Origin of the sequence: Corynebacterium vitaeruminis DSM 20294 (assembly GCF_000550805.1) — a bacterium.
In the GTDB taxonomy this organism is placed as follows: Bacteria; Actinomycetota; Actinomycetes; order Mycobacteriales; family Mycobacteriaceae; genus Corynebacterium; species Corynebacterium vitaeruminis.
Genome location: NZ_CP004353.1, coordinates 1,050,223 through 1,070,689, shown reverse-complemented (window position 1 = coordinate 1,070,689; position 20,467 = coordinate 1,050,223). Strand labels below are relative to the sequence as shown.

General features: G+C 65.4%; 21 protein-coding genes, 1 tRNA gene and 1 pseudogene. 5 read left to right on the top strand and 18 right to left on the bottom strand.

The features are described from left to right. Positions 1-7: 7 nt before the first annotated feature. Positions 8-1,636 carry an MDR family MFS transporter gene (locus B843_RS05035; protein ID WP_051483451.1) on the top strand — a complete coding sequence of 543 codons (1,629 nt, stop codon included), beginning with the start codon at positions 8-10 and terminating at the stop codon, positions 1,634-1,636. A 53-nt stretch (positions 1,637-1,689) separates the two neighbouring features. Here the strand turns inward: B843_RS05035 and glyA are convergent, their stop codons facing one another. After that, entirely contained in the window at positions 1,690-2,979 is a 1,290-nt protein-coding gene (gene glyA, locus B843_RS05030) for a serine hydroxymethyltransferase (RefSeq protein WP_025252426.1), read from the bottom strand. A 145-nt stretch (positions 2,980-3,124) separates the two neighbouring features. On the opposite strand from glyA, the gene coaA reads away from it, so the two are divergent. Continuing rightward, positions 3,125-4,051, top strand: a complete 927-nt coding sequence (gene coaA / locus B843_RS05025; RefSeq protein ID WP_025252425.1) for a type I pantothenate kinase — start codon at positions 3,125-3,127, stop codon at positions 4,049-4,051. On the opposite strand, the gene B843_RS05020 is transcribed toward coaA, so the two are convergent. Genes B843_RS05020 through mca form a run of 4 tightly spaced genes read right to left on the bottom strand, consistent with a single transcriptional unit; the run spans position 4,048 to position 6,534 of the window. Further along, positions 4,048-4,530: a flavodoxin domain-containing protein gene (locus tag B843_RS05020; protein WP_025252424.1), complete on the bottom strand. Its 483-nt coding sequence runs from the start codon at positions 4,528-4,530 to the stop codon at positions 4,048-4,050. The genes coaA and B843_RS05020 overlap by 4 nt on opposite strands. 1 nt (position 4,531) lies before the next feature. Further along, positions 4,532-5,326 carry an isoprenyl transferase gene (locus tag B843_RS05015; RefSeq protein WP_025252423.1) on the bottom strand — a complete coding sequence of 265 codons (795 nt, stop codon included), beginning with the start codon at positions 5,324-5,326 and terminating at the stop codon, positions 4,532-4,534. Positions 5,327-5,335: 9 nt separating this feature from the next. After that, positions 5,336-5,626, bottom strand: a complete 291-nt coding sequence (locus B843_RS05010) for a hypothetical protein (protein WP_025252422.1) — start codon at positions 5,624-5,626, stop codon at positions 5,336-5,338. 35 nt (positions 5,627-5,661) lie between these two features. After that, on the bottom strand, positions 5,662-6,534 hold the full coding sequence (mca, locus tag B843_RS05005; protein ID WP_025252421.1) for a mycothiol conjugate amidase Mca: 873 nt from the start codon (positions 6,532-6,534) through the stop codon (positions 5,662-5,664). Between the two features lie 94 nt (positions 6,535-6,628). On the opposite strand from mca, the gene B843_RS05000 reads away from it, so the two are divergent. The 3 genes from B843_RS05000 (at position 6,629) to B843_RS04990 (ending at position 8,058) form a co-directional block, all read left to right on the top strand. Continuing rightward, the gene (locus B843_RS05000) at positions 6,629-7,057 is read left to right on the top strand and encodes a DUF4307 domain-containing protein (protein WP_025252420.1); all 429 of its coding nucleotides are present in this window, start codon (positions 6,629-6,631) and stop codon (positions 7,055-7,057) included. A gap of 94 nt (positions 7,058-7,151) precedes the next feature. Further along, positions 7,152-7,673, top strand: a complete 522-nt coding sequence (gene greA / locus B843_RS04995; RefSeq protein WP_025252419.1) for a transcription elongation factor GreA — start codon at positions 7,152-7,154, stop codon at positions 7,671-7,673. 82 nt (positions 7,674-7,755) lie between these two features. Continuing rightward, the gene (locus B843_RS04990) at positions 7,756-8,058 is read left to right on the top strand and encodes a hypothetical protein (protein WP_155895105.1); all 303 of its coding nucleotides are present in this window, start codon (positions 7,756-7,758) and stop codon (positions 8,056-8,058) included. Here B843_RS04990 and B843_RS04985 read toward each other — a convergent pair. From B843_RS04985 to B843_RS04925, 13 genes and pseudogenes are all read right to left on the bottom strand, one after another. Beyond that, entirely contained in the window at positions 8,055-8,864 is an 810-nt protein-coding gene (locus B843_RS04985; protein WP_025252417.1) for a Bax inhibitor-1/YccA family protein, read from the bottom strand. The two genes, B843_RS04990 and B843_RS04985, sit on opposite strands and share 4 nt — an antisense overlap. Positions 8,865-8,889: 25 nt before the next feature. Beyond that, entirely contained in the window at positions 8,890-9,822 is a 933-nt protein-coding gene (locus B843_RS04980) for a helix-turn-helix domain-containing protein (RefSeq protein ID WP_025252416.1), read from the bottom strand. 56 nt (positions 9,823-9,878) lie between these two features. Further along, on the bottom strand, positions 9,879-10,607 hold the full coding sequence (locus tag B843_RS04975) for a YceI family protein (protein WP_081751492.1): 729 nt from the start codon (positions 10,605-10,607) through the stop codon (positions 9,879-9,881). A gap of 24 nt (positions 10,608-10,631) precedes the next feature. Next, on the bottom strand, positions 10,632-10,811 hold the full coding sequence (locus B843_RS04970; RefSeq protein ID WP_025252414.1) for a hypothetical protein: 180 nt from the start codon (positions 10,809-10,811) through the stop codon (positions 10,632-10,634). Positions 10,812-10,954: 143 nt separating this feature from the next. After that, positions 10,955-11,031, bottom strand: a tRNA-Leu gene (locus tag B843_RS04965). 47 nt (positions 11,032-11,078) lie between these two features. Beyond that, positions 11,079-12,032, bottom strand: coding sequence for a Ppx/GppA phosphatase family protein (locus tag B843_RS04960; RefSeq protein ID WP_025252413.1), 954 nt, complete (start codon positions 12,030-12,032; stop codon positions 11,079-11,081). Continuing rightward, complete coding sequence (locus tag B843_RS04955) at positions 12,029-12,595, bottom strand: DUF501 domain-containing protein (RefSeq protein WP_025252412.1); 567 nt, start codon at positions 12,593-12,595, stop codon at positions 12,029-12,031. Before B843_RS04955 ends, B843_RS04960 begins: the two co-directional genes overlap by 4 nt. A gap of 31 nt (positions 12,596-12,626) precedes the next feature. After that, on the bottom strand, positions 12,627-13,133 hold the full coding sequence (locus tag B843_RS04950) for an FtsB family cell division protein (RefSeq protein WP_025252411.1): 507 nt from the start codon (positions 13,131-13,133) through the stop codon (positions 12,627-12,629). 76 nt (positions 13,134-13,209) lie between these two features. After that, positions 13,210-14,487 (bottom strand): phosphopyruvate hydratase, encoded by a 1,278-nt coding sequence (gene eno, locus B843_RS04945; RefSeq protein ID WP_025252410.1) that lies wholly within the window; start codon positions 14,485-14,487, stop codon positions 13,210-13,212. 206 nt (positions 14,488-14,693) lie between these two features. Beyond that, positions 14,694-15,455 (bottom strand): lytic transglycosylase domain-containing protein, encoded by a 762-nt coding sequence (locus B843_RS04940; RefSeq protein WP_038595304.1) that lies wholly within the window; start codon positions 15,453-15,455, stop codon positions 14,694-14,696. Between the two features lie 81 nt (positions 15,456-15,536). Next, positions 15,537-16,142, bottom strand: a complete 606-nt coding sequence (locus B843_RS04935) for a MazG nucleotide pyrophosphohydrolase domain-containing protein (RefSeq protein WP_025252408.1) — start codon at positions 16,140-16,142, stop codon at positions 15,537-15,539. A 69-nt stretch (positions 16,143-16,211) separates the two neighbouring features. Next, a pseudogene (mfd, locus tag B843_RS04930) lies at positions 16,212-19,802 on the bottom strand (transcription-repair coupling factor); the annotation flags it as partial. Next, positions 19,802-20,461, bottom strand: a complete 660-nt coding sequence (locus tag B843_RS04925) for a TetR/AcrR family transcriptional regulator (RefSeq protein ID WP_025252407.1) — start codon at positions 20,459-20,461, stop codon at positions 19,802-19,804. The gene B843_RS04925 and the pseudogene mfd, both read right to left, overlap by 1 nt. Positions 20,462-20,467: the final 6 nt, after the last annotated feature.

The following is a 20,467-nucleotide window of genomic DNA, read 5'->3' as shown; positions in this document are numbered from 1 at the left end:
AATAGAAATGACTACTGCAACGAAAACGAAGAAGCGCGAGAAGCGCCAATCGTCCATGACCCCGGAGCAGCAGCGCCGCGCGTGGTGGGTGCTGGCCTCCCTCATGGTCGCGATGCTGCTGGCTTCGCTCGACCAGATGATCTTTAGCACCGCACTGCCCACCATCGTCGGCGACCTCGGTGGCGTCGACCACATGACGTGGGTGATTACGGCCTACATGGTTGCCGAGACCGTCATGCTCCCCATTTACGGCAAGGCGGGCGACCTCATGGGGCGCAAGCCGCTGTTCATCGGCGCGCTCACCATCTTCCTCGTCGGTTCGGTGATCGGTGGCGTGGCCCAATCCATGACCATGATCATCGTGGCCCGCGCGGTCCAGGGCATCGGCGCCGGAGGCCTCATGATCCTGTCCCAGGCCATCATTGCCGACATTATCCCCGCCCGCGAGCGCGGCCGCTACATGGGCATGATGGGCGGCATCTTCGGCCTCGCCGCCGTGCTCGGCCCGCTGCTCGGTGGCTTCTTCACCGAGCACACCAGCTGGCGCTGGGCGTTCTGGATGAACATCCCGCTGGGCCTGCTCGCCATCATCGTCACCGTCATCGTGCTGAAGATCCCGAAGCGCGACTACCCCGCCTTCAAGTGGGATTACCTGGGCACCATCTTCATGATGATCGCCACTGTCAGCCTGGTCCTGTTCACCACCTGGGGCGGCTCCCAGTACGAGTGGGGCGACCCGCTCATCATCGGCCTGATCATCACCACGATCGTCTCCGCCATCATCCTGGTCTTCGTCGAGCTCAAGGTCTCCAACCCGCTCATCCCGATGACCTTCTTCACCAACCGCAACTTCGCGCTGACCACCGCGGCCAGCCTCGTCATCGGCGTGACCATGTTCGGCATCCTCGCCTACCTGCCCACCTACATGCAGATGGTCAAGGGGATCTCCGCCACCGAGGCCGGCTACATGATGATCCCGATGATGGTCGGCATGATGGGCTTTTCCATCTGGTCCGGCGCCCGCATCTCCAAGAACGGCACCTACCGCGTCTACCCCATCGTGGGCATGATCATCACCCTGATCGCGCTGTTCCTGTTCCACCGCCTGGAGGTCGACATGCCGCTGTGGCAGATCGGCGCCTCCCTGTTCGTCCTCGGCATGGGTCTCGGCCTGTGCATGCAGGTCCTCGTGCTCGTCGTCCAGAACACCATGCCGATGCAGGTGGTCGGTTCCGCCACGGCCGTGAACAACTTCTTCCGTCAGATCGGTTCCTCCCTGGGCTCCGCGCTCGTCGGCGGCATCTTCGTGGGCAACCTGAAGGACGAGCTGGCCGATCGCATGCCGGCCGCCATCGCCGCGCTCAGCCCCGAGCAACAGCAGGCGTACGCGGCACAGGGCGGCATTGACTCCAACAGCCTGACCCCGGCTATCGTCCACCAGCTGCCCACCTCGATCCACGACGCGATCATCTACTCCTACAACGATGCTCTCGTCCCGGTCTTCCTGGTGCTGGCCCCGGCCGTTATCGTCGCGCTGATCCTCGTCTACTTCATCAAGCAGGAGAAGCTGCGCGAGACCTCCATGGAGATGGAGCTCGAGAAGAAGGCGACCGTCGTCGCCGAGGGCGAGTTCTAAGCTCATAAAAAAATTCCCTCGCCGCGCTGGCTAGGGAATTTTTTGTGCGCTCCTTAGGCGAGCTTCCACTCCTCGAGGCCCTCGTAGAGCGGGTACTGCTCGGCGAGCTTGGTCACGCGGGCGCGCAGCGCCTCGACGTCGGCGGCCTTGCCGTTGATCAGCGCTGTGGCGATGATGTCGGCGACCTCGGTGAAGCCTGCGGCATCGAAGCCGCGGGTGGCCAGCGCCGGGGTGCCGATGCGCAGACCGGAGGTGACCATCGGCGGGCGCGGGTCGAAGGGCACGGCGTTGCGGTTGACCGTGATGCCGACCTCGTGCAGGAGGTTCTCGGCCTGCTGGCCGTCCATCTCGGAGTTGCGCAGGTCCGCCAGGACCAGGTGCACGTCGGTTCCGCCGGTGAGGACGTCGACGCCGGCTGCCTTGGCGTCCGCGGCGGTGAGGCGCTCGGCGAGGATCTTCGCGCCCTCGATGGTGCGCTCCTGGCGCTCCTTGAACTCAGGGGTGCCGGCGATCTTCAGCGCGACGGCCTTGCCCGCGATGGCGTGCATGAGCGGGCCGCCCTGCTGGCCGGGGAAGACGGCGGAGTTGAGCTTCTTCGCCCACTCCTGCTTGGCCAGGATCATGCCGGAGCGGGGGCCGCCCAGGGTCTTGTGGACGGTGGTGGACACGACGTCGGCATAGGGAACCGGCGACGGGTGCAGGCCGGCGGCCACGAGGCCCGCGAAGTGCGCCATGTCGACCCACAGCTTCGCGCCGACCTCGTCCGCGATGGAGCGGAACGCCTCGAAGTCGAGGGTGCGCGGGTAGGCGGACCAGCCGCCGATGATGACCTGCGGCTTCTCGCGCAGCGCCTGCTCGCGCAGCTTGTCCATATCAATGCGGAAGGTATCCGGCTCGACCTCGTAGGCCGCGACCTCGTACAGCTTGCCGGAGAAGTTCAGGTGCATGCCGTGGGTGAGGTGACCGCCGTGGGCCAGGGACAGGCCCATGATCTTCTCGCCCGGGTTGGCCAGCGCCATGAGCACGGCGGCGTTGGCCTGCGCACCCGCGTGGGGCTGGACGTTGGCGAACTCCGCACCGAACAGCTCCTTGGCGCGGTTGCGGGCGAGATCCTCGACGATGTCGGCGTTCTCGCAGCCACCGTAGTAGCGGCGGCCCGGGTAGCCTTCAGCGTACTTGTTGGTGAAGACGGAGCCCTGAGCCTGGAGAACCGCGCGCGGAACGAAGTTCTCGGAGGCGATCATTTCCAGGGTGGAGCGCTGACGGTCAAGCTCGCCGGCGATGGCGTCTGCGACCTCGGGGTCCAGCTCTGCCAGCGGCTGGTTGCGGATGTCATTTGTCATGGCGTAGCCAATGCACCTTTCATCGTTTTTCGTCCATGAAGCCTAGGAGGCATTCGCACCTAGTTTAGCCGACGCCCTGAGAAAACCCACACGGCTAGAGGGGGTAGTTTGTCTCCCCCACTCGCCGACATGCACAATAGATGTTATGGCGCGCCCCAATGATTCCAGCCCGTACCTTGACTTCGACAGGGAAAGCTGGCGCCAACTTAGGCAGTCCATGCCGCAGGTCCTCACCGAAGAAGAGGTCGTGGCGCTGCGCGGTATCGGCGAGAACATCGACCTCGAAGAGGTCGCCGAGGTCTACCTCCCACTCTCGCGACTCATCCACCTCCAGGTCCAGGCTCGCCAGGAGCTGACCGCAGCGACCGAGACCTTCCTGGGTGACAAGATCTCCCACATCCCCTTCGTCATCGGGGTCGCGGGATCCGTGGCCGTGGGCAAGTCCACCACCGCCCGACTGCTCCAGGTGCTGCTCCAACGCTGGGACACCCACCCGCGGGTGGATCTGGTCACCACCGACGGCTTTCTCTTGCCCGCCGCCGAGCTCAACGCCAAGGGCATCATGAGCCGCAAGGGATATCCCGAAAGCTACGACCAGCGCTCACTCCTTCGGTTCGTCACCGACGTCAAGTCCGGCAAGTCCAACGTCATTGCGCCAGTCTACTCGCACACCCTCTACGACCGCGTCCCCGACCAGGTCATCACGGTCAACCGCCCCGACATCCTCATCGTCGAGGGCCTCAACGTCCTCCAGACCGGCCCCACCCTGGTCATTTCCGATCTGTTTGACTTTTCCGTCTATGTCGACGCGAAGACCGAGGACATCGAGCGCTGGTACATCGAGCGCTTCCTGCAGCTGCGAACCTCCGCCTTCCGCGCGCCCGGCGCCCACTTCTCCCACTACGCCGAGCTGCCCGACGACGACGCCGTCGACGAGGCGCGCATGATCTGGCAGACAATCAACCTGCCCAACCTGGTAGAAAACATCCTCCCCACCAGGGTGCGGGCGTCCCTGGTCCTAGCCAAGGGCGCCGATCACTCAGTAAAGAGGGTGCGGATGCGCAAAATCTAGCTCTGGCCCCACTCCAGGATCGGGGTCAGCAGCGAGAAGTCCACGCGGTCGGTGTCCTTGCCGTAGGTATCGATGAGGTTGCGGTCGACGGCGGTCTTGCGCGGCTTGAGCCGCAGCGCCGACACCAGCGTCGCGAGCGTCGCCTTGTGCGCGGCCGAGATGCGCGAGTACTCCAGCCGCCCGGGCAGGTAGAAGCGCTTGACGCTCGCCGGAACCATGTCGCCGGTGTGGTCGGCCTTGATCGCCTCGTCCAGCGGCGACATGCCCACCGTCACCACCGCTACCTTGGCATTTTTGCTTTCCGACGCCTTGCTGGCGGCCGGGTGGACCGGGCCGTGGACGAAGGACATGTACACCACGGGCTGGCCGTCATCGGGAACCTCGACGTCGAGATCCTCGGCGGTGGTTCCCGCCAGGCGGGCGAGCTCCTCCGCGTATTGCTTGGTGGATCCGTATTCGGAGCGATAGCGAATGTGCATCTTACTTCCCAAATCTACGATTGCGCTTCGAGTAGTCGCGCATGGCACGCAGGAAGTCGAGCCTCCTGAATGCTGGCCAATATGTATCGGTAAACCAGATTTCAGAGTACGCCGATTGCCACAAGAGGAAACCCGAAAGCCGCTGCTCGCCTGAGGTCCTGATCACAAGGTCCGGGTCGGGCTGGCCGGAGGTATAAAGGTGCTCGCTGATCGACTGCACCGTGATCTTTCCCGCCAGCTCCTCCGCCTTCGTGCCGCGCCCCAGCTCGGCGTCGATGAGCTCGCGCACCGCGTCGACGATCTCCTGACGGCCGCCGTAGCCGACCGCGATGTTGACCTCCACGCCGGTGTGGCCGTCGGTGTGCGCGGCCGCCTGCTCGAGGCGCTGGCGGAAGTCATCCGGGAGCAGGTCGAGGTGCCCGACCAGCCGGAGCCGACAGTTGGTCTCCGCCGTGGAGAGCTCGTCGACGACGTCGGCGATGATGTCGAACAGCAGCTGGAGCTCGTCGCTCGAGCGCCCGAGGTTCTCCGTGGACAGCAGGTAGACGGTGATGAGCTCGACGTCGGTCGGCGCGCACCAGCGCACGAACTCGCCGATCTTCTTCGCCCCCACCCGGTGCCCGTGGGTGACGTCGGCGAACCCCGCCTCCCTCGCCCAGCGCCGGTTGCCGTCGCACATGACCGCGACGTGGCTGGGCTGGCGCAGGTGGCCGATCTCCTCGAGGAGTCGACGCTCGTAGAAGGGATACGCGGCCTCCTTGATGAGGCCTTTCACCTTCTTCGTGATTCCTGCCATGCGCCGCCCTTAGATCCAGAGCTTCTTGCGCTGATCCAAAACGCCCGCCTCGGCCATCGCCTTGTCCAGGGTCTCCTCGTCGAAGAGGTCGATTCCGTGGGCCTCCGCGAACATGCGGCGGCGGTTGAGCCGGCTGTAGCGGCGGTGGAACGCCCACCCCAGGATGAGCACCACGACGACGAGCGCGACCAGCACGAGCCAGCCGATCGGCGAGGCCTTACCAAATTCCGACCCCTCGGGGCCGATGTCCTTCTGCGCCAGGAACATGACGGTGCCGTAGGCCAAGTTCGATACCTGCATCAAATCCTCCACGTGTTTGCTTTACCCGGTTAATATTATCGCGCTGCGTCGATGCCCGCGAAAAGGTCATCCTCCGGCAGCGAGGTGGCCACCCGGGTGCGCGCGAGCTCGAATTCCTCCGTCGGCCACAGGCGGCGCTGCACCTCCACCGGGGTGGCGAAGAAGGTGCCCGCCGGGTCGATCTGCGTGGCGTGCGCCTTGAGCGCCTCGTCGCGCTGCTCGAAGTAGCGCTCGGCGTAGATCTGCGTGGTCACGCGCGCCATCGTATCGGCCTGGTTGGCCTTCCAGCGGCCCAACATGTCCTCGTAGGGGCTCTCCTTGCCCTGCTGGATGAGCAGGTCGTGGAACATCTGCAGGCGCTGGCGGATGAAGCCGTGGGTGTAGTAGAGCTTCAACGGGGTCCAAGGCTTTCCCACCTCCGGGTGGTAGCTCGCGTCCCCGGCCTTGTCCCAGGCGATCATGGACACCTCGTGCACCTTCAGGTGATCCGGGTGCGGGTAGCCACCGTTTTCGTCGTAGGTGATGATCACGTGGGGCTGGAACTCGCGGATCACCTCCACGATCTTGGGCACGACCTCCTCGTTGGGGGCGAGCGCGAAGCAGCCCTCCGGCAGCGGCGGGAGCGGGTCTCCCTCCGGCAGCCCCGAGTCGACGTAGCCGAGCCACTTGTGCTCCACGCCGAGCGCCTTGATGGCCTTGGCCATCTCCTCCTTGCGCACCTCGCCAATGTTCTCCAGGACGCCGGGGCGGTCCATGGCGGGGTTAAGGATGTCTCCCCTCTCGCCGCCGGTGCAGGTGAGCACCATGACGCGGTTGCCCTCGTGGGAGTAGCGCGCCATCGTCGCGGCGCCCTTGCTCGACTCGTCGTCCGGGTGTGCGTGGATGGCAAGCAGCCGAAGTCCTGACATTGTTGAAGTATCCTCTCGCAGTTATCCCCTCCATAGTAGCTACGCTAAGATGATTGCTTGGTATCCGCACGTGGAAGTATTTAGGGAAGCGAACATGACCTCTCCGTCTCAGCGCCAGCGCTACGCCAAGGAATCCTCGCAGTCGACGTGGTCGGGGAAGCTGGTCGCGATCTTCGCGGTGGTCATCGTCATCGCCTTCATCGTCGCGGGCGTGAAGTACGTCAACAGCCAGGTCAACAAGACCATCTCGGCAAAAACCGCCACCGTCGAGCAGGTCAGCGGCACCATCATGCGCCAGTGGCTAGACGTGACCCGCAAGCACACCGACCGCGTTTCCTACTGCATCGTCAAGGCGGTCGACTACGACAAGAACGAGGTCGGCCGCCGCGAGGTCATCATCCCCGCGGGCGGGGACAAGGTCCAGCGCATCGAGGTGGACATCACCACCACCGTCCCCGCGGCCTCGGCCGACGTGTACGGCTGCTCCGAGGACCTCCCCTTCTACCTCTCGGTTCCGTCCTAGTCCCCTGTGCTAGTATGACCGTTAGTTTTCTAGGCCCCGGCAGCGTCCTTCGCCGGGGCCCACTTTTTACGACCCGATGAGAGCAGGTTTGACTATGGCTGACAACCAGAAGCAGTACATCACCCCGGAGACCAAGGCCAAGCTGGAGGAGGAGCTCAACGCCCTCATCGCCCACCGCCCCGTCGTCGCCGCCGAGATCAACGAGCGCCGCGAGGAGGGCGACCTCAAGGAGAACGCTGGCTACGACGCCGCCCGCGAGATGCAGGACCAGGAGGAGGCCCGCATCAAGCAGATCTCCGAGATCCTCGCCAACTCCACCACCGAGCGCGCCGGCATCGTCGAGGGCGTGGCCCACGTCGGCTCCGTCGTCCACGTCTACTACAACGGCGACGAGTCCGACAAGGAGACCTTCCTTATCGGTACCCGCGCCGCGGCGTCGGACAACAAGGACCTCGAGACCTACTCCGAGCAGTCCCCGCTCGGCGCCGCCATCGTCGGCGCCCAGGAGGGAGAGACCCGCGAGTACACCGCGCCGAACGGCAAGGTCATCAGCGTGACCGTCGTTTCCGCCGAGCCCTACGACTCCCTCAAGGCCGCCACCCTGCGCAACGCCTAACACCGCCGTGCGCCGCATTATCCCCGCTCTAGCCCTCGCGCTGCTGTCAACCACCGGTTGCAGCACCGAGGGCTCTACCACTGTGTCCACCCCCAGCAGCGCCCAGCCCTCCTCCACGTGGGAGAAATCCAGCCTGCCCGGCTACCTGGATTGCGCTGCGGAGCATGGCGTCGTCAAGCCTGCAACGATCAGCATCGACTGCATCTCGGACTCCGACGAGATCACCGACATTGAATGGCCCCAGTGGGACGAAAAAACCGCCCTCGGAAAAGGGCGGTTGGATGGCGAGGAGGCTCAGGTGACCCTCCTCGATCCCATCGAGTCAAGCACGGGCGAGCTCGTCTTCAGCGACATCATCGTCAACGGGAAGACGCTCAGCCTCTAGCGCTGCTGGAAGTAGCTGAGCAGGCGCAGGATCTCGGTGTAGAGCCAGACCAGCGTCACGGCCAGACCCAGCGCAACGCCCCAGGCCATCTTGGCCGGCGCGCCCTCGCGGATGAGGCGGTCGGCGACGTCGAAGTCCTGTAGGAAGCTCATCGCCGCCAGGCCGATGCACACCAGCGAGAAGATGATCGCGATCGGGCCGCCGCTGTACAGACCGGTGTTCAGGCCGAACAGGGACAGGACCAGGTTGCCTGCGACGAGCACGAGCACGCCGACCATGCAGGCGGTGAGGATGCGGGTGAACTTCGGGGTGACCTTCACCGCGCCCGTCTTGTACACGTAGAGCATGCCCAGGAACACGCCCACGGTGCCCAGCACCGCCTGGCCGATGAGCGCACCAGCGTTCTCCTTGCCCACCATGAAGCCGGACAGCAGCAGGGAGATGCCGCCGACGAACAGGCCCTCGAAGGCCGCGTAGGCGATCGTGACCGGCGCGGAGCCGTACTTCTTGCCGAAGGAGGAGACGAGCACCATGACGAAGCCGCCGATGGCGCCGACCATGCTGAGCATCATGGACATGCCCGGGCTCACGAACGCGGCGATGCTGAAGTTGAGCACGGCGAAGGCGATGATGACGCCCAGGGTGATGCCCGTCTTGGAGACGACATCGTCCACCGTCATCGGGCGCTCGGAGGTGGTGACGGGGACCTGATTGTAGTAACCAGCGTAGGGGTCCTGGGCGGCGCCGCGGTAAGCGTTGCGGCGGGAGTCCGTCAGCGAGCTAAGAACGGGGTTGCTACTGCGCATAAAGGTGACACTTTCCTTTCGCACCTTAATTTGTCGAATTACACTCCTCCAACGCCGTCATCACGGAAAAAGTTCCCGGTACCCGCGAGGACGCCCGCAGGGCGCTCATCGTGTCGTTCACTCCCTCGCACTCGGCCAGCGGAATCGGGATGGCGATCGATCCCGCCGCCACGTCGACCCGCATGGCGGTCCCCGACGGCAGGGTGATGGTCTCTCCCCTACCCACGAACCGGCAGAAGCCGTCCGTGGTGACAGTGGCGGTACCCTTGGCCATCCACAAGACCTGGTCGACGTCCGTGCGTGCGTAGACGGTCATGCCGGGGATCCCGCTCGGAACGCCCCCGGCGCGGACCTTGGCGCCGGGGGTGCGCCCGGTGTGGCGCTTGAACGCCCGCGTGAGCGAGCTCGTCGCACCGAACCCCACGATGGCGGCCGCCTCGGTGCTGGTCATCCCGCTCCCGATGAGGCTCGCCGCCACGAACACCCTCAGGCCCGCCCGCCATTCGCTGAAGACGAGCCCGGTCTCGGACTGGAACTGCCGCTGGATGGTCCGTGAGCTCACGCCCAGCTCGGCCGCGAAGTCCAGCAGCGGCGTTTGGTCCGAGGGATGCTCGACGAGCCGCTGGGATACGTGGTGCGCCGCTTCCGACTTCGGCATGATGGGGGCGGTGACCGGGGCGTCGATAAGCGCGCGCACCTCGTCGCTGAGTCGCCTTACGCCGAACTTGTTGCGGGCGAACTCGGCTACCATGCGTTCTGACCAGCGCGCGCCTAGGTGAATCCGCCGCGTCGTGGTGCCCACCGTGGCTGGGAGGCGCCCGAAGTCCATCTCGCAGATGGTCGCTCCTGCGGTGTAAAAGGCGCCCTGGGGTGCGATGACGAGGTCGCCCTCCATGACGCTCAGCACGCGATCGGGTGCGTTAACGGTCGCCGTTCCCTCGTAGCACCACAGCAGCATCGGACCCCTCCAGCCATATTTAAGCAACACTAATGTTGCCTAATATAGCATCCCGGCTAGCGGGTGAGGAGAAGGAGGAACTGGAGCTCGCCGGAGTCCGCCACCTTGACGACGTTGAGGTCCGGCGGCGTGATGCCAAAGTCCTGCCACACCATGGGCACGACCCCCCTAACCTGCATCCCCTGCTGGGTGACGATCACGGTCGCCTTTGCCGTCGCAGGCATGACCTGGCCGTTGAGGTCCAGCTCGCCCGGGATATCCACGTCCACCGAGTTCTGCTGCATGTTGTCTGAGGTGTCCACCAAGAGCTCCTTGAGATCGACGGGCTCGGTCGCCCTAAAGGACGCGATGGGATGGAGGTTGGTGTCCACGACCTGCGAGGAGAAGTATTCGTCGCGCGCCTTGAAACTCGTGTGCACGTCGTTGAGGTTGACGTCCACCGACGCCGACTTCAGCGTGGAATCATCGATCACCGCCTGGCCAGTCACGGCGTCGGTGCTCCCGTTGACCGTGGAGTTCACACCCTTGAGCACCTCGTCGACCTGGTACCCGGCGTACGAGCCCGTGCCCACGTTCCACGTCCCGTCCAAAGAATCAATACCGAAATACGCGATGCGGTCTCGTAGCTGTGCGCCCACGCTTGTCGACGAAGAAGGGCGGCTGAGCCCCCAGGCAAAACAGAGCGAGGCGGCCACCAAGACAACGACCACGCTCGCCGAGTACGCCAACGCGCGCCGGTGGTGTTCCGGCGCTGGCGTTGGTGAAGCGGTGGGCGTGGTCGTCATGCTCGTTATCTCTTCCCTCGTGTCTTACCTCCTATGCCCTCGGCCGATATGGCTGGGCATGCCATCGCTCAATGGCTTGAGGAAGGTGACCCCCGCGGGGAGATCCGACTGCACCATGTAGGTGTAGCTGCCCTCCGCGTAAGGATCGAAGGGAAGCAGCTCGTAGACGGCCTGGGTGGTGGTGCGCTCGGCGGTTGCGATCATTCTTTTTCCTTTTTTCGCTCGAAGAAGTTGAGAACGATAGTAAAAGTGCTGCCTGCAAGCACCATCCCGCGAGGCTGGCAATAACCTGTGAGCTTGCCCCAATAATGCCGAGAGGCCACCCCGGTTTCCCAAGGGTGGCCACGTGGTGCCCCCAGTCGGACTCGAACCGACACTGAGCGGATTTTAAGTCCGCTGCCTCTGCCGATTGGGCTATGGGGGCCCGCCGGATAATTGTAGTGGAAGAGCCTCGCCTAAACGAAAAGCCCTCTACAACTTCTCCGCCAAGCCCGCGACGATGCCGTCGAGAATGTCCTTTTCCGAAATAACCATGTCCGTGACCTGGGTATTGCGCTGGATCATGTCGATGATCCCGTTGACCACCACGCTGCCGCCGGCGATGACGTCCGCGCGCCCCGGGTGCATGACCGGGTGGGCGGCGCGCTGGGTCGAGGTTTCCTCGATGAGCTGGTTGGTAAGCACCTTCAGCGCCGCGAAGCGGAGCCTGGAATCGTGGATGGCCCTCGCGTCGTAGGCCTCCAGCCCCAGCGCCAGTGCCGCGAGCGTGGTGAAGGTGCCCGCGCAGCCGACGAAGGTCTGCGCCTTGCCGACCGGCACGATCTTCTCCACGTCGGCGATGCGCTCGGCGACGTACTCCTCGGCGATCTCCCGCTCGGACCGGGACGGCGGATCGGTGCGCATGATGCGCTCCGTCAGCCGCACGCAGCCCATCTGGGCGGAGTGGGCGCCGAGGATCTCCCCGTCGGAGGTTCCCACGACGAACTCCGTGGAGCCGCCGCCCAAGTCGATGACGCAAAAGGGGCCCGCCTCCGGCGGCAGGTCTGCGACCGCCCCCCTAAACGACAGCCTGGCCTCCTCCTCGCCAGAAATGACCTCGGCGCGGGCGCCGGGCACGATCTCGCCGAGCAGCTCGCCGGTCATCCGGAAGAAGTCCTCCTTGTTGCTCGCATCGCGGGTGGCCGAGGTGGCCACCATCCGCACGTCCTGAACGTACTCACGCTTCATCTTGTCCACGTACTCGCGCAGCGCCACTCGGGCACGCTCGATGGCCGCGGGGTCAAGCTCGCCGGTGGCGTCGACGCCTTGGCCAAGCCGGATGATCTTCATCGTGCGCAGGATCTCGCGGGTTTCCTGCCCGTTGACCTCCACGATGAGCAGGCGAATGGAGTTGGTGCCGCAGTCGACGGCCGCGAGCCTAGTCACTTGGCACCACCCGGAACCTCGGCGTGGCTGAAGTCGAACTCGCCTAGATCGATGCCTAACGTCTCACAGGTGGGCCAGTCCTCGGGGATGGCGGTGCCGCGCAGCCCGCCGTGGTCGGCGGCCATGGCGACGGCCTCCGTGCCCAGCCGGAAGTGGTCGGGCCCCTCCGCGAGGGCGTAGCCGATGAGCACGTGCAGGCACTTCACGCGGTCGGGCATCCCGCCGCCGGAGAAGTCGGTGCCGAGGTCGTGCAGCGCGTTGCGCTTGGCGAGGTAATAGTCATGCGCCCTGCGGTAGTCGGCGGCCAGCTCCTCGTCGGACTCGAGCCGGCCGGTCATCCACTTCATCACGTGGGCCACCTCGAGGCGGGAGGCCTCGGAGGTCAGGCGGGGGTCCGTCAAGTAGTACAGCGTGGGAAACGGGGTCCCGTCCTCGAGCTTCGGCGCCGTCATAACCACGCCAAGGGCGCCGTCCGGGCATCGGTAGGAGATCTCCAGGACCCCTCGGGGCGCGCGGCCAAGCTGCTCGGCGACGGCGTCCAGGTCTGCTTGCGAAACACTCATGGGCCCCATTGTCTCACGAAGGCGGGCCGAATTAGGGCGTCGGGGTCGGAACGATCGGCAGGTTGTTCGTCGAGTCCGCCGAAGGCATCTCCTGCGGGGTGATCTCGGCGACCGAGACGGAGTCCCACAGGGTCTCATACCACGGTTTGGTCGACGCCTGATCCTGCACGCTCGAATCAGCACTCGAGCTTTCGGTGGACCGCCCGAGGACGCGGTAGGCCACCTCGCCCGGGTCGATGACCCCGAGGCGCTCGCGCGCCTGCTCCTTGACGTAGGCGGGAGAGTTGTACTTGTCGATCTCCGACTGCAGGCGGTCCTTCTCCGCCTCCTTCTCGCTGATCGCAGCGCTCAGGCGCTGGATCTCCGACCGCTGCTGGAGGTAGTTGCGCAGCGGGGTGCCCACGATCGCGATGACCACGACCAGGACGATGCCGACGATGGCGAGCTCGCGTCCGCTGAGCCGCACGCGCGGGACCGCGACCCGCACGGTGCGCTTGGCGGTGGTGCGGTTTGCGACGGGGACGGATTTCTTAGCCATAGGCACCTCAGTTTAGTCCCATCCGTCACAGAAAATAGAAAAACCCGCCCGAAGGCGGGTTTTGGCGCTTGGCTAATTAGCCGTTGAAGCGCGGGAAGGCGGAGCGGCCGGCGTAGACGGCTGCCTCGCCCAGCTCCTGCTCGATGCGCAGCAGCTGGTTGTACTTGGCGACGCGCTCGGAGCGGGCCGGAGCACCGGTCTTGATCTGGCCGCAGCCGAGGGCGACTGCGAGATCGGCGATGGTGGTGTCCTCGGTCTCGCCGGAGCGGTGGGACATCATGGTGCGGTAGCCGTTGCGGTGAGCGAGGTCGACGGCGTCGAAGGTCTCGGTCAGGGAGCCGATCTGGTTCACCTTCACGAGCAGGGCGTTAGCGGCCTTCTTCTCGATGCCCTCCTTGAGGCGGGCCGGGTTGGTGACGAAGAAGTCGTCGCCGACGATCTGGACCTTGTCGCCGATGGCGGCGGTGAGCTTGGTGTAGCCCTCCCAGTCGTCCTCCTGCAGCGGGTCCTCGATGGAGACGATCGGGTACTCGGCGATAAGCCCCTCATAGACCGTGGCCATCTCCTCGGCGGTGTGCTCGCCGCCCTCGAAGTGGTACTTGCCGTCCTTGTAGAACTCGGAGGAGGCAACGTCGAGTGCTAGGGCGACGTCCTTGCCCGGCTTCAGGCCGGCCCTCTCGATGGCCTCGACGATGAGGTCGAGGGCAGCCTTGGTGGAGTCGACGGACGGTGCGAAGCCGCCCTCGTCGCCGAGGCCGGTGGACAGGCCCTTGGACTTGATGACGGACTTCAGGGAGTGGTAGACCTCGGCACCCATGCGCAGTGCCTCGGAGAAGGACTCCGCACCGATCGGGGCGATCATGAACTCCTGGACGTCGACTCCGGAGTCGGCGTGGGCGCCACCGTTGACGATGTTCATCATCGGGACCGGAAGGATGTGGGCGTTCGGGCCGCCGACGTAGCGGTACAGCGGCAGGCCAGCGGACTCGGCCGCAGCCTTGGCGACGGCGATGGAGACGCCGAGGATCGCGTTGGCGCCGAGGCGAGACTTGTTCTCGGTGCCGTCCAGGGCGATCATGGCGTTGTCGATGAGGCGCTGGTCGTCGGCCTCGAAACCGGCGACGGCGTCGGCGATCTCCTCATTCACGTTAGCGACGGCCTTGAGGACGCCCTTGCCCACGTAGCGGTCGCCGCCGTCACGCAGCTCGTGTGCCTCGTGGACACCGGTGGAGGCACCGGAAGGAACACCTGCGATACCGTGTGCGCCGTCATCGAGGAAAACCTCAGCCTCAACGGTCGGGTTGCCGCGGGAATCGAGAATTTCGCGTGCGAATACGTGCAGAATGTCAGCCACTGTTGGTCTCCTATGTGGATGCGAATGAATATTCCAAGTTCCAAGCCTACTGATTAAACTTGTAACTCGTACGCGTTTCTTGACCGTCCGTCGTCGAGAACACTTGCGGGTTTTCATCAAAAGCAAAAAGGACTGTCCGAATTTCGCGTTCAAACTCAATTATGCCAACAAATTCAAAAATTTTCTTCCCACGGGGAAGTGAACTATTACACAGCTGGCTGATTGAGGGCGTAGGACGCCGCCGCATTTCTCACATTGATGAGGTATTGATCCGACATGTTGTACGAGCGAATCGCGCTCGTCCACCCCTCGGGGGTGGCTAGGTCGCGGCCGTCGCACAGGAGGTTGGCCGCAGAGGCGGCCGCGTCGTCGATCTGATTGGGGTCGGCCTGGCCGTCGCCGTTGGCGTCGATACCGTAGAGCTTCCACGACTCCGGGATGAACTGCATGGGCCCCACCGCGCGATCGTAAGTGGTGTCCCCGTCGAGCTGCCCGCCGTCGGTGTCGCGGATCTCCGCGAACCCGTTGGTCCCGTCCAGCGCCGGCCCGATGATCGGCGGGAGCACGTAGCCCTCGTCGTTGATCGCGCGGGTCGAGATGATCTCGCCCGAGTAGGTGCCGTGGTGAGTCTCCACGTAACCCAGCCCCGCCAGCGTGTTCCACGCGAGGTGGCAGCTCGGCCAGTTCTGGGCCGCGACGAGCTCCGCGTTGCCGTAGGCGCGCAGCGCCGCCGGGGGGATCCCCGTCTGCGCGGCGATGGGATCCGCCCAGTCGGCCAGCTGATCGGATGTGCGTCCGGGGCCGTGGACGTCGATAAGCGAAACCTCAACCCCTCGCGCCGGCGGAACGTCCTTGGGCAGCGGCTGCAGCTGCTTGATGGGGGACGTCCCCTCGAGGACGGATAGGGCCCACCCCACGAGAGCCACCACCATCACGAAGGCTAGGACAATCCCCAAGCCGCAACCCATCACCCTTCTAGACATGACGATCGATGTTACCCTCTAATACCAAAGCCCCCAACCCACGATGTGCCGGGTTCGGGGCTTTACTCACTGAGCCTGCTTGCCGAGCTCCCAGAGCCGCTCCTGCTCCTCAATCGCCACCACTTGGTGCGTTCCGTCGAACAGGTACGGCGAGCGCTTGGCCATCTTCTCCACGAAGCTCATGGCCACCGCGTCGAAGTCGAAGGAACCGCGCTGGGAGGCGATCTCCGCGTGGAACAGGACCTGCAAGAGCAGGTCGCCCAGCTCGTCGCGCATCTCCTGCTCGTCGCCGCCGCGGACCGCCTCGTCGAACTCCTCGACCTCTTCTCTCAGGTACGCCATGAGGGAGGCGTGCGTCTGGCTCTGCTCCCACTCCCCCAGCCGCAGCGCGCGGCGCATCACGTCCACTGCTTGGGCGATGCCCTCACTGCGGCTGGGCACCTCGACCACCCGCGCCCCATCAGCAATCGCGGATCGCACCTTCTCGTCCCACTCGTCGGTGCTCACCAGGATCCTCGGCGCATGGTTACCCGCGTCCCCGATGACGTCGCCTAAGTTCCAGCGGACCTGCACCGGGACCTCGTCGCTGAACTCCACGCGCCCGCGCAGCTCGCTCAGCAGCGTGAACGGGATCATCGTGGGCCACCGAGGATCAAGGAGCAGAACAATCATGCATGTCATAATAGTGCTTGCCCCACGCTCAGGCGGCGCCACCCGCAACCATCTCAGCCTGCCTTAAGCTTCCCGGGCGGACACGACCTTCTTTTTCAGCTTCTTGCCGCCGCGCACGTCGATCTTCTCGAGGTCAAACATGGTGGAGAGGAAATCCGCCGCCCATTGCACCAGGTCAACGTCCCTCAGCTTGGGGTCGGTCACGTTGCGGCCGGCCTTGGGGAACGGCAGCTGGATCGCCTTCGCCGCGGCCCGGTAGACCGCTCCGGGGAACAGCCGCTTGAGCCGAACCTGCTTGGAATCGGCCAGCTCGACCGGGTGCACCTTAATGCGGGTGCCCTGCACCCCGATATCCCCCACGCCCGCCTTCCTGGCAAGGTGGCGCAACCTCGCGACGGACAGCAGCCGCTCGACTTCCTTAGGCAGCGGCCCGAAGCGGTCTTCCATCTCTTCGACGGCCAGCCGGATGTCGCTTTCGCTTGTCGACGCAGCGAGTTTCCGGTAAACCTCGAGCCGCAGGCGCTCGGCGCTGATGTACGACTCGGGGATGTGGGCGTCCACCGGGAGGTCGATGCGGATCTCCTTGGGCCCCTTGTCGGTAGCATCGACGAGCTTACCGTCGGCCAGCGCACGGAAGGCCTCGACGGCCTCGCCCACCAGCCGCACGTAGAGGTCGAAGCCCACGCCCGCGATGTGGCCCGACTGCTGCGCGCCGAGCACGTTGCCGGCGCCGCGCATCTCCAGGTCCTTCATGGCCACCGCCATGCCCGCGCCGAGGTCGTTGTTCTGCGCGATGGTGGCGAGGCGGTCGTAGGAGTTCTCCGTCAGCGTCTGCCCCTTGGGATAGAGGAAGTAGGCGTAACCCCGCTCGCGGGAGCGCCCCACGCGGCCGCGCAGCTGGTGGAGCTGCGAGAGCCCCATGTGGTGCGCGTTCTCCACGATGAGGGTGTTCGCGTTGGCGATGTCGAGGCCGGTCTCGACGATAGTCGTGCACACGAGCACGTCGTACTCGCGGTCCCAGAACCCCTGGACGGTCTGCTCGAGCACGTCTTCGCTCATCTGGCCGTGCGCCACGACGATGCGCGCCTCCGGCAACAGCTCCCGCAGCTCGCGGGCCTTCTTCTCGATGTCCGAGACCTTGTTGTGCACGTAGAAGACCTGGCCGTCTCGCAAGAGCTCGCGCCGGATCGCCGCCGCGATCTGCTTCTCCTCCTGTGGGCCCACGTAGGTGAGGATCGGGTGTCGGTCCTGCGGCGGGGTGAGGATGGTGGACATCTCGCGGATGCCCGCCATGGACATCTCCAGGGTCCTCGGGATCGGGGTGGCCGACATGGTGAGCACGTCGACGTGCGTGCGCATCGCTTTGATGTGCTCCTTGTGCTCCACGCCGAAGCGCTGCTCCTCGTCCACCACGACGAGCCCCAAGTTCTTCCACTGCACGCCCGTCTGCAGCAGGCGGTGGGTGCCGATGACGATGTCCACCGTCCCGTCGGCCAGCCCGGAGAGGATCTCCTTCGCGTCGTGGGCGGAGGTAAACCGCGACAGGCCCTTGATGTTCACCGGGAAGCCCGCCATGCGCTCCTCGAAGGTGGCCAGGTGCTGCTGCGCGAGCAGCGTCGTGGGCACGAGCACCGCGACCTGCTTGCCGTCTTGCACCGCCTTGAACGCCGCGCGGACCGCCACCTCCGTCTTTCCGTAGCCGACGTCGCCGACCACCACGCGGTCCATCGGCGCGGGCTTTTCCATGTCCGCTTTGACCGCGTCGATGGCCAGCATCTGGTCCTCGGTCTCGACGAAGGGGAAGTTGTCCTCCATCTCCCGCTGCCAGGGGGTGTCCGGCGCGAACGCGTGGCCGGGCGCGGCCTGGCGCTTGGCGTACAGCTCGACCAGCTCGCCCGCGATCTCGCGCACCGCGGCGCGGGCCTTCTTCTTGGTGTTCTTCCAGTCCGAGCCGCCCATCTTGGACAGCGTCGGTTTCTCGCCGCCGACGTAGCGCGAGAGCATGTCGAGCGAGTCCATGGGAACGTAGAGCTGGTCCGCGGGCTGCCCGCGCTTGCTCGGGGCGTACTCCAGCACGATGTACTCCCGGCGCGAGGTCTCGTCGCCGGTCTTGATCGTGCGCTCGGTCATCTTGAGGAAGCGGCCGATGCCGTGGGTCTCGTGGACGACGAAGTCGCCGGTCTTGAGCGCCAGCGGATCCACCCGGTTCCGGCGCTTGGCAGGGCGGCGCTTCGCTCCCGCGATGTCGCCCACGCGGTTGCCCGTCAGGTCCGTCTCGGTGATGACCACGAGCCCGCCGATCACGAGGCCCGCGTGGCTCATCGCCTGGTAGAGGGTCACCTCCCCTTCTGAGGGCTCCCACCCGGGGGTCGCTACCTTGGTCGGGATGCCCTTCTCCTTGAAGCGCTCCACCATGCGCTTGATCGCTCCCTGCGCGGGCGCAATGAACGCCGCACGCCCGCCCGAGGTCGTGTGCGCAAGCAGCAGGGCCATCATCTGGTCGATCTTCTCCAGATCGCCCCTCGGCGTCGGGCCCGGCTCGAAGTCGAGCGGCAGGGTGTCTGACTCGTCGGCCTCGAACATCCCGGGAGGGGCGAAGGTCCACCAAACCCCCGAAGATTTTTCGAGCGACTCATAGGAGCGGTACGTGCTGGCGTCGAGGTCTAGTCCCTTGGTCGCAAGCGGCCCGTCGGCCCCCATCGCTGCAGCCTCCCAGCCCGCGGCGAGGAACTCGGCGTCGGTGGCCTGCAGGTCCGCGATGCGGGTGCGGATCTTCTCCGGCCCGATGGCCACGACGTGCGACCCGGGCATCAGCTCGGGCAGGGTAATGAACGGGGTGTCCACCAGCGCGGGCATGAGCGCCTCCATGCCGTCGGCGGGCATCTTCTCAGCGATCTTGCTCAGCAGCTCCTGCAGCGTCGGGTGGGAGCCGTGCTTGACGGCCAGCTCCTGCGCTCGCTGGGCCACCGCATCTGTGATGAGCAGCTCGCGCGCCGGATAGACCTCCACCTCTTTGACTTCAAGGTCCGGGATGGCGCGCTGATCGGCCACGGAGAAGGCGCGCATCTCGGAGATCTCGTCGCCCCAGAACTCCACGCGGACCGGGTACTCGGCGGTCGTCGGGAACACGTCGAGGATGCCTCCGCGCATGGCAAACTCACCCTTCTTGGCCACTAGGTCGACCCGCTGGTACGCCCGGAAGACGAGCTCCTCCCCCAGCTCCTCGAAGTTGTATTCCCGCCCCTCCGTCAGTCGGAAGGCCTCCCGCCCCTCGGCCTCCTTGAGGATCGGCTGGCACAGGCCGCGCGCGGCCGTGACCACCACGGAATAGTCATCCAGGTGATCGAGCACCCGCATGCGCGCGCCCGCGATGTCTGCGGCCGGGCTCAGCCGCTCGTGCGGCAGGGTCTCCCACGCCGGGAACCAGGCGACCTTCTCCCCCAGGATGGCCTTGAGCTCGGCGGTGAGGTCCTCCGCCTCCCGGCCCGTGGCCGTAACCGCCAGGACCTGGGTGCGCTGGGAAAGGGCGGCCAGCATCCAGGGGCGCACCTGATCGATTCCCGTGATGTGCAGGCTCTTCTCACCAACGTGGGTGAGCAGCCCCTTGATCTTGGGATCCCGCGCCGCGACCTTTGCTAGGCCAGCAAGCATTGGCGCCATCAGTTTTCTCCTTCTCGCCCGAGGGTCGAGGGTTCGTTGTTGAGGTTCTTCGTCAGCTGGGGGTCAGCCTCCATGCCCGCCAGCCCGTTCCAGCACAGGTTCACGATGTGCGCGGCCACCTGCTCCTTCGATGGCCCCCGCTCCTCCAGCCGCTCGTCGAGCCACCACTGCGCGGTCATGGAGACCATGCCCACCAACGCCTGCCCGTAAAGCACCGCGTTGTCGGGGTCGAGGCCGGAGCGAATGAAGGCCTGGGCCAGGATGTGGGACACCTGCGCCACGGCGTCGTTAAGCAAAGTGGAATACGTGCGGTCCTGCCCCGGCTGCATATCGCGCACGAGGATCTGGAAGCCGTCGGTGTCTTCCTCCACGTACGTCAAGAGTGCGAGGACCGCCTGCTCGATGCGGACCCGGCTGCGACCGGTCTTGAGGGACTCCGTCACGATCTTTTCTAGTCGCAGCATCTCGCGATCGACGACGACGGCGTAGAGCCCCTCCTTGCCGCCGAAGTGCTCGTAGACGACCGGCTTGGACACCCCGGCGCGCGCGGCGATCTCCTCGACGCTGGCGCCGTCGAAGCCGCGCTCGGCGAAGACCTCCCTGCCGATGCTGACGAGCTGCTCGCGGCGCTCTTTTCCTGTCATCCTGGTCCGGACCATGATTCC

What these genes read in the sequence shown, in the direction of transcription:
- B843_RS04980 (WP_025252416.1), bottom strand. Translation starts at nt 9,822, where the DNA reads ATGCTGCTGTGGTGCTACGAGGGAACGGCGACCGTTAACGCACCCGAT.
- B843_RS05000 (WP_025252420.1), top strand. Translation starts at nt 6,629, where the DNA reads ATGACCTCTCCGTCTCAGCGCCAGCGCTACGCCAAGGAATCCTCGCAG.
- B843_RS04970 (WP_025252414.1), bottom strand. Translation starts at nt 10,811, where the DNA reads ATGATCGCAACCGCCGAGCGCACCACCACCCAGGCCGTCTACGAGCTG.
- greA (WP_025252419.1), top strand. Translation starts at nt 7,152, where the DNA reads ATGGCTGACAACCAGAAGCAGTACATCACCCCGGAGACCAAGGCCAAG.
- B843_RS05020 (WP_025252424.1), bottom strand. Translation starts at nt 4,530, where the DNA reads ATGCACATTCGCTATCGCTCCGAATACGGATCCACCAAGCAATACGCG.
- B843_RS04975 (WP_081751492.1), bottom strand. Translation starts at nt 10,607, where the DNA reads ATGACGACCACGCCCACCGCTTCACCAACGCCAGCGCCGGAACACCAC.
- B843_RS05015 (WP_025252423.1), bottom strand. Translation starts at nt 5,326, where the DNA reads ATGGCAGGAATCACGAAGAAGGTGAAAGGCCTCATCAAGGAGGCCGCG.
- B843_RS04985 (WP_025252417.1), bottom strand. Translation starts at nt 8,864, where the DNA reads ATGCGCAGTAGCAACCCCGTTCTTAGCTCGCTGACGGACTCCCGCCGC.
- B843_RS04950 (WP_025252411.1), bottom strand. Translation starts at nt 13,133, where the DNA reads ATGGCTAAGAAATCCGTCCCCGTCGCAAACCGCACCACCGCCAAGCGC.
- B843_RS04935 (WP_025252408.1), bottom strand. Translation starts at nt 16,142, where the DNA reads ATGATTGTTCTGCTCCTTGATCCTCGGTGGCCCACGATGATCCCGTTC.
- coaA (WP_025252425.1), top strand. Translation starts at nt 3,125, where the DNA reads ATGGCGCGCCCCAATGATTCCAGCCCGTACCTTGACTTCGACAGGGAA.
- B843_RS05010 (WP_025252422.1), bottom strand. Translation starts at nt 5,626, where the DNA reads ATGCAGGTATCGAACTTGGCCTACGGCACCGTCATGTTCCTGGCGCAG.
- B843_RS04925 (WP_025252407.1), bottom strand. Translation starts at nt 20,461, where the DNA reads ATGGTCCGGACCAGGATGACAGGAAAAGAGCGCCGCGAGCAGCTCGTC.
- glyA (WP_025252426.1), bottom strand. Translation starts at nt 2,979, where the DNA reads ATGACAAATGACATCCGCAACCAGCCGCTGGCAGAGCTGGACCCCGAG.
- mca (WP_025252421.1), bottom strand. Translation starts at nt 6,534, where the DNA reads ATGTCAGGACTTCGGCTGCTTGCCATCCACGCACACCCGGACGACGAG.
- B843_RS05035 (WP_051483451.1), top strand. Translation starts at nt 8, where the DNA reads ATGACTACTGCAACGAAAACGAAGAAGCGCGAGAAGCGCCAATCGTCC.
- B843_RS04940 (WP_038595304.1), bottom strand. Translation starts at nt 15,455, where the DNA reads ATGGGTTGCGGCTTGGGGATTGTCCTAGCCTTCGTGATGGTGGTGGCT.
- B843_RS04955 (WP_025252412.1), bottom strand. Translation starts at nt 12,595, where the DNA reads ATGAGTGTTTCGCAAGCAGACCTGGACGCCGTCGCCGAGCAGCTTGGC.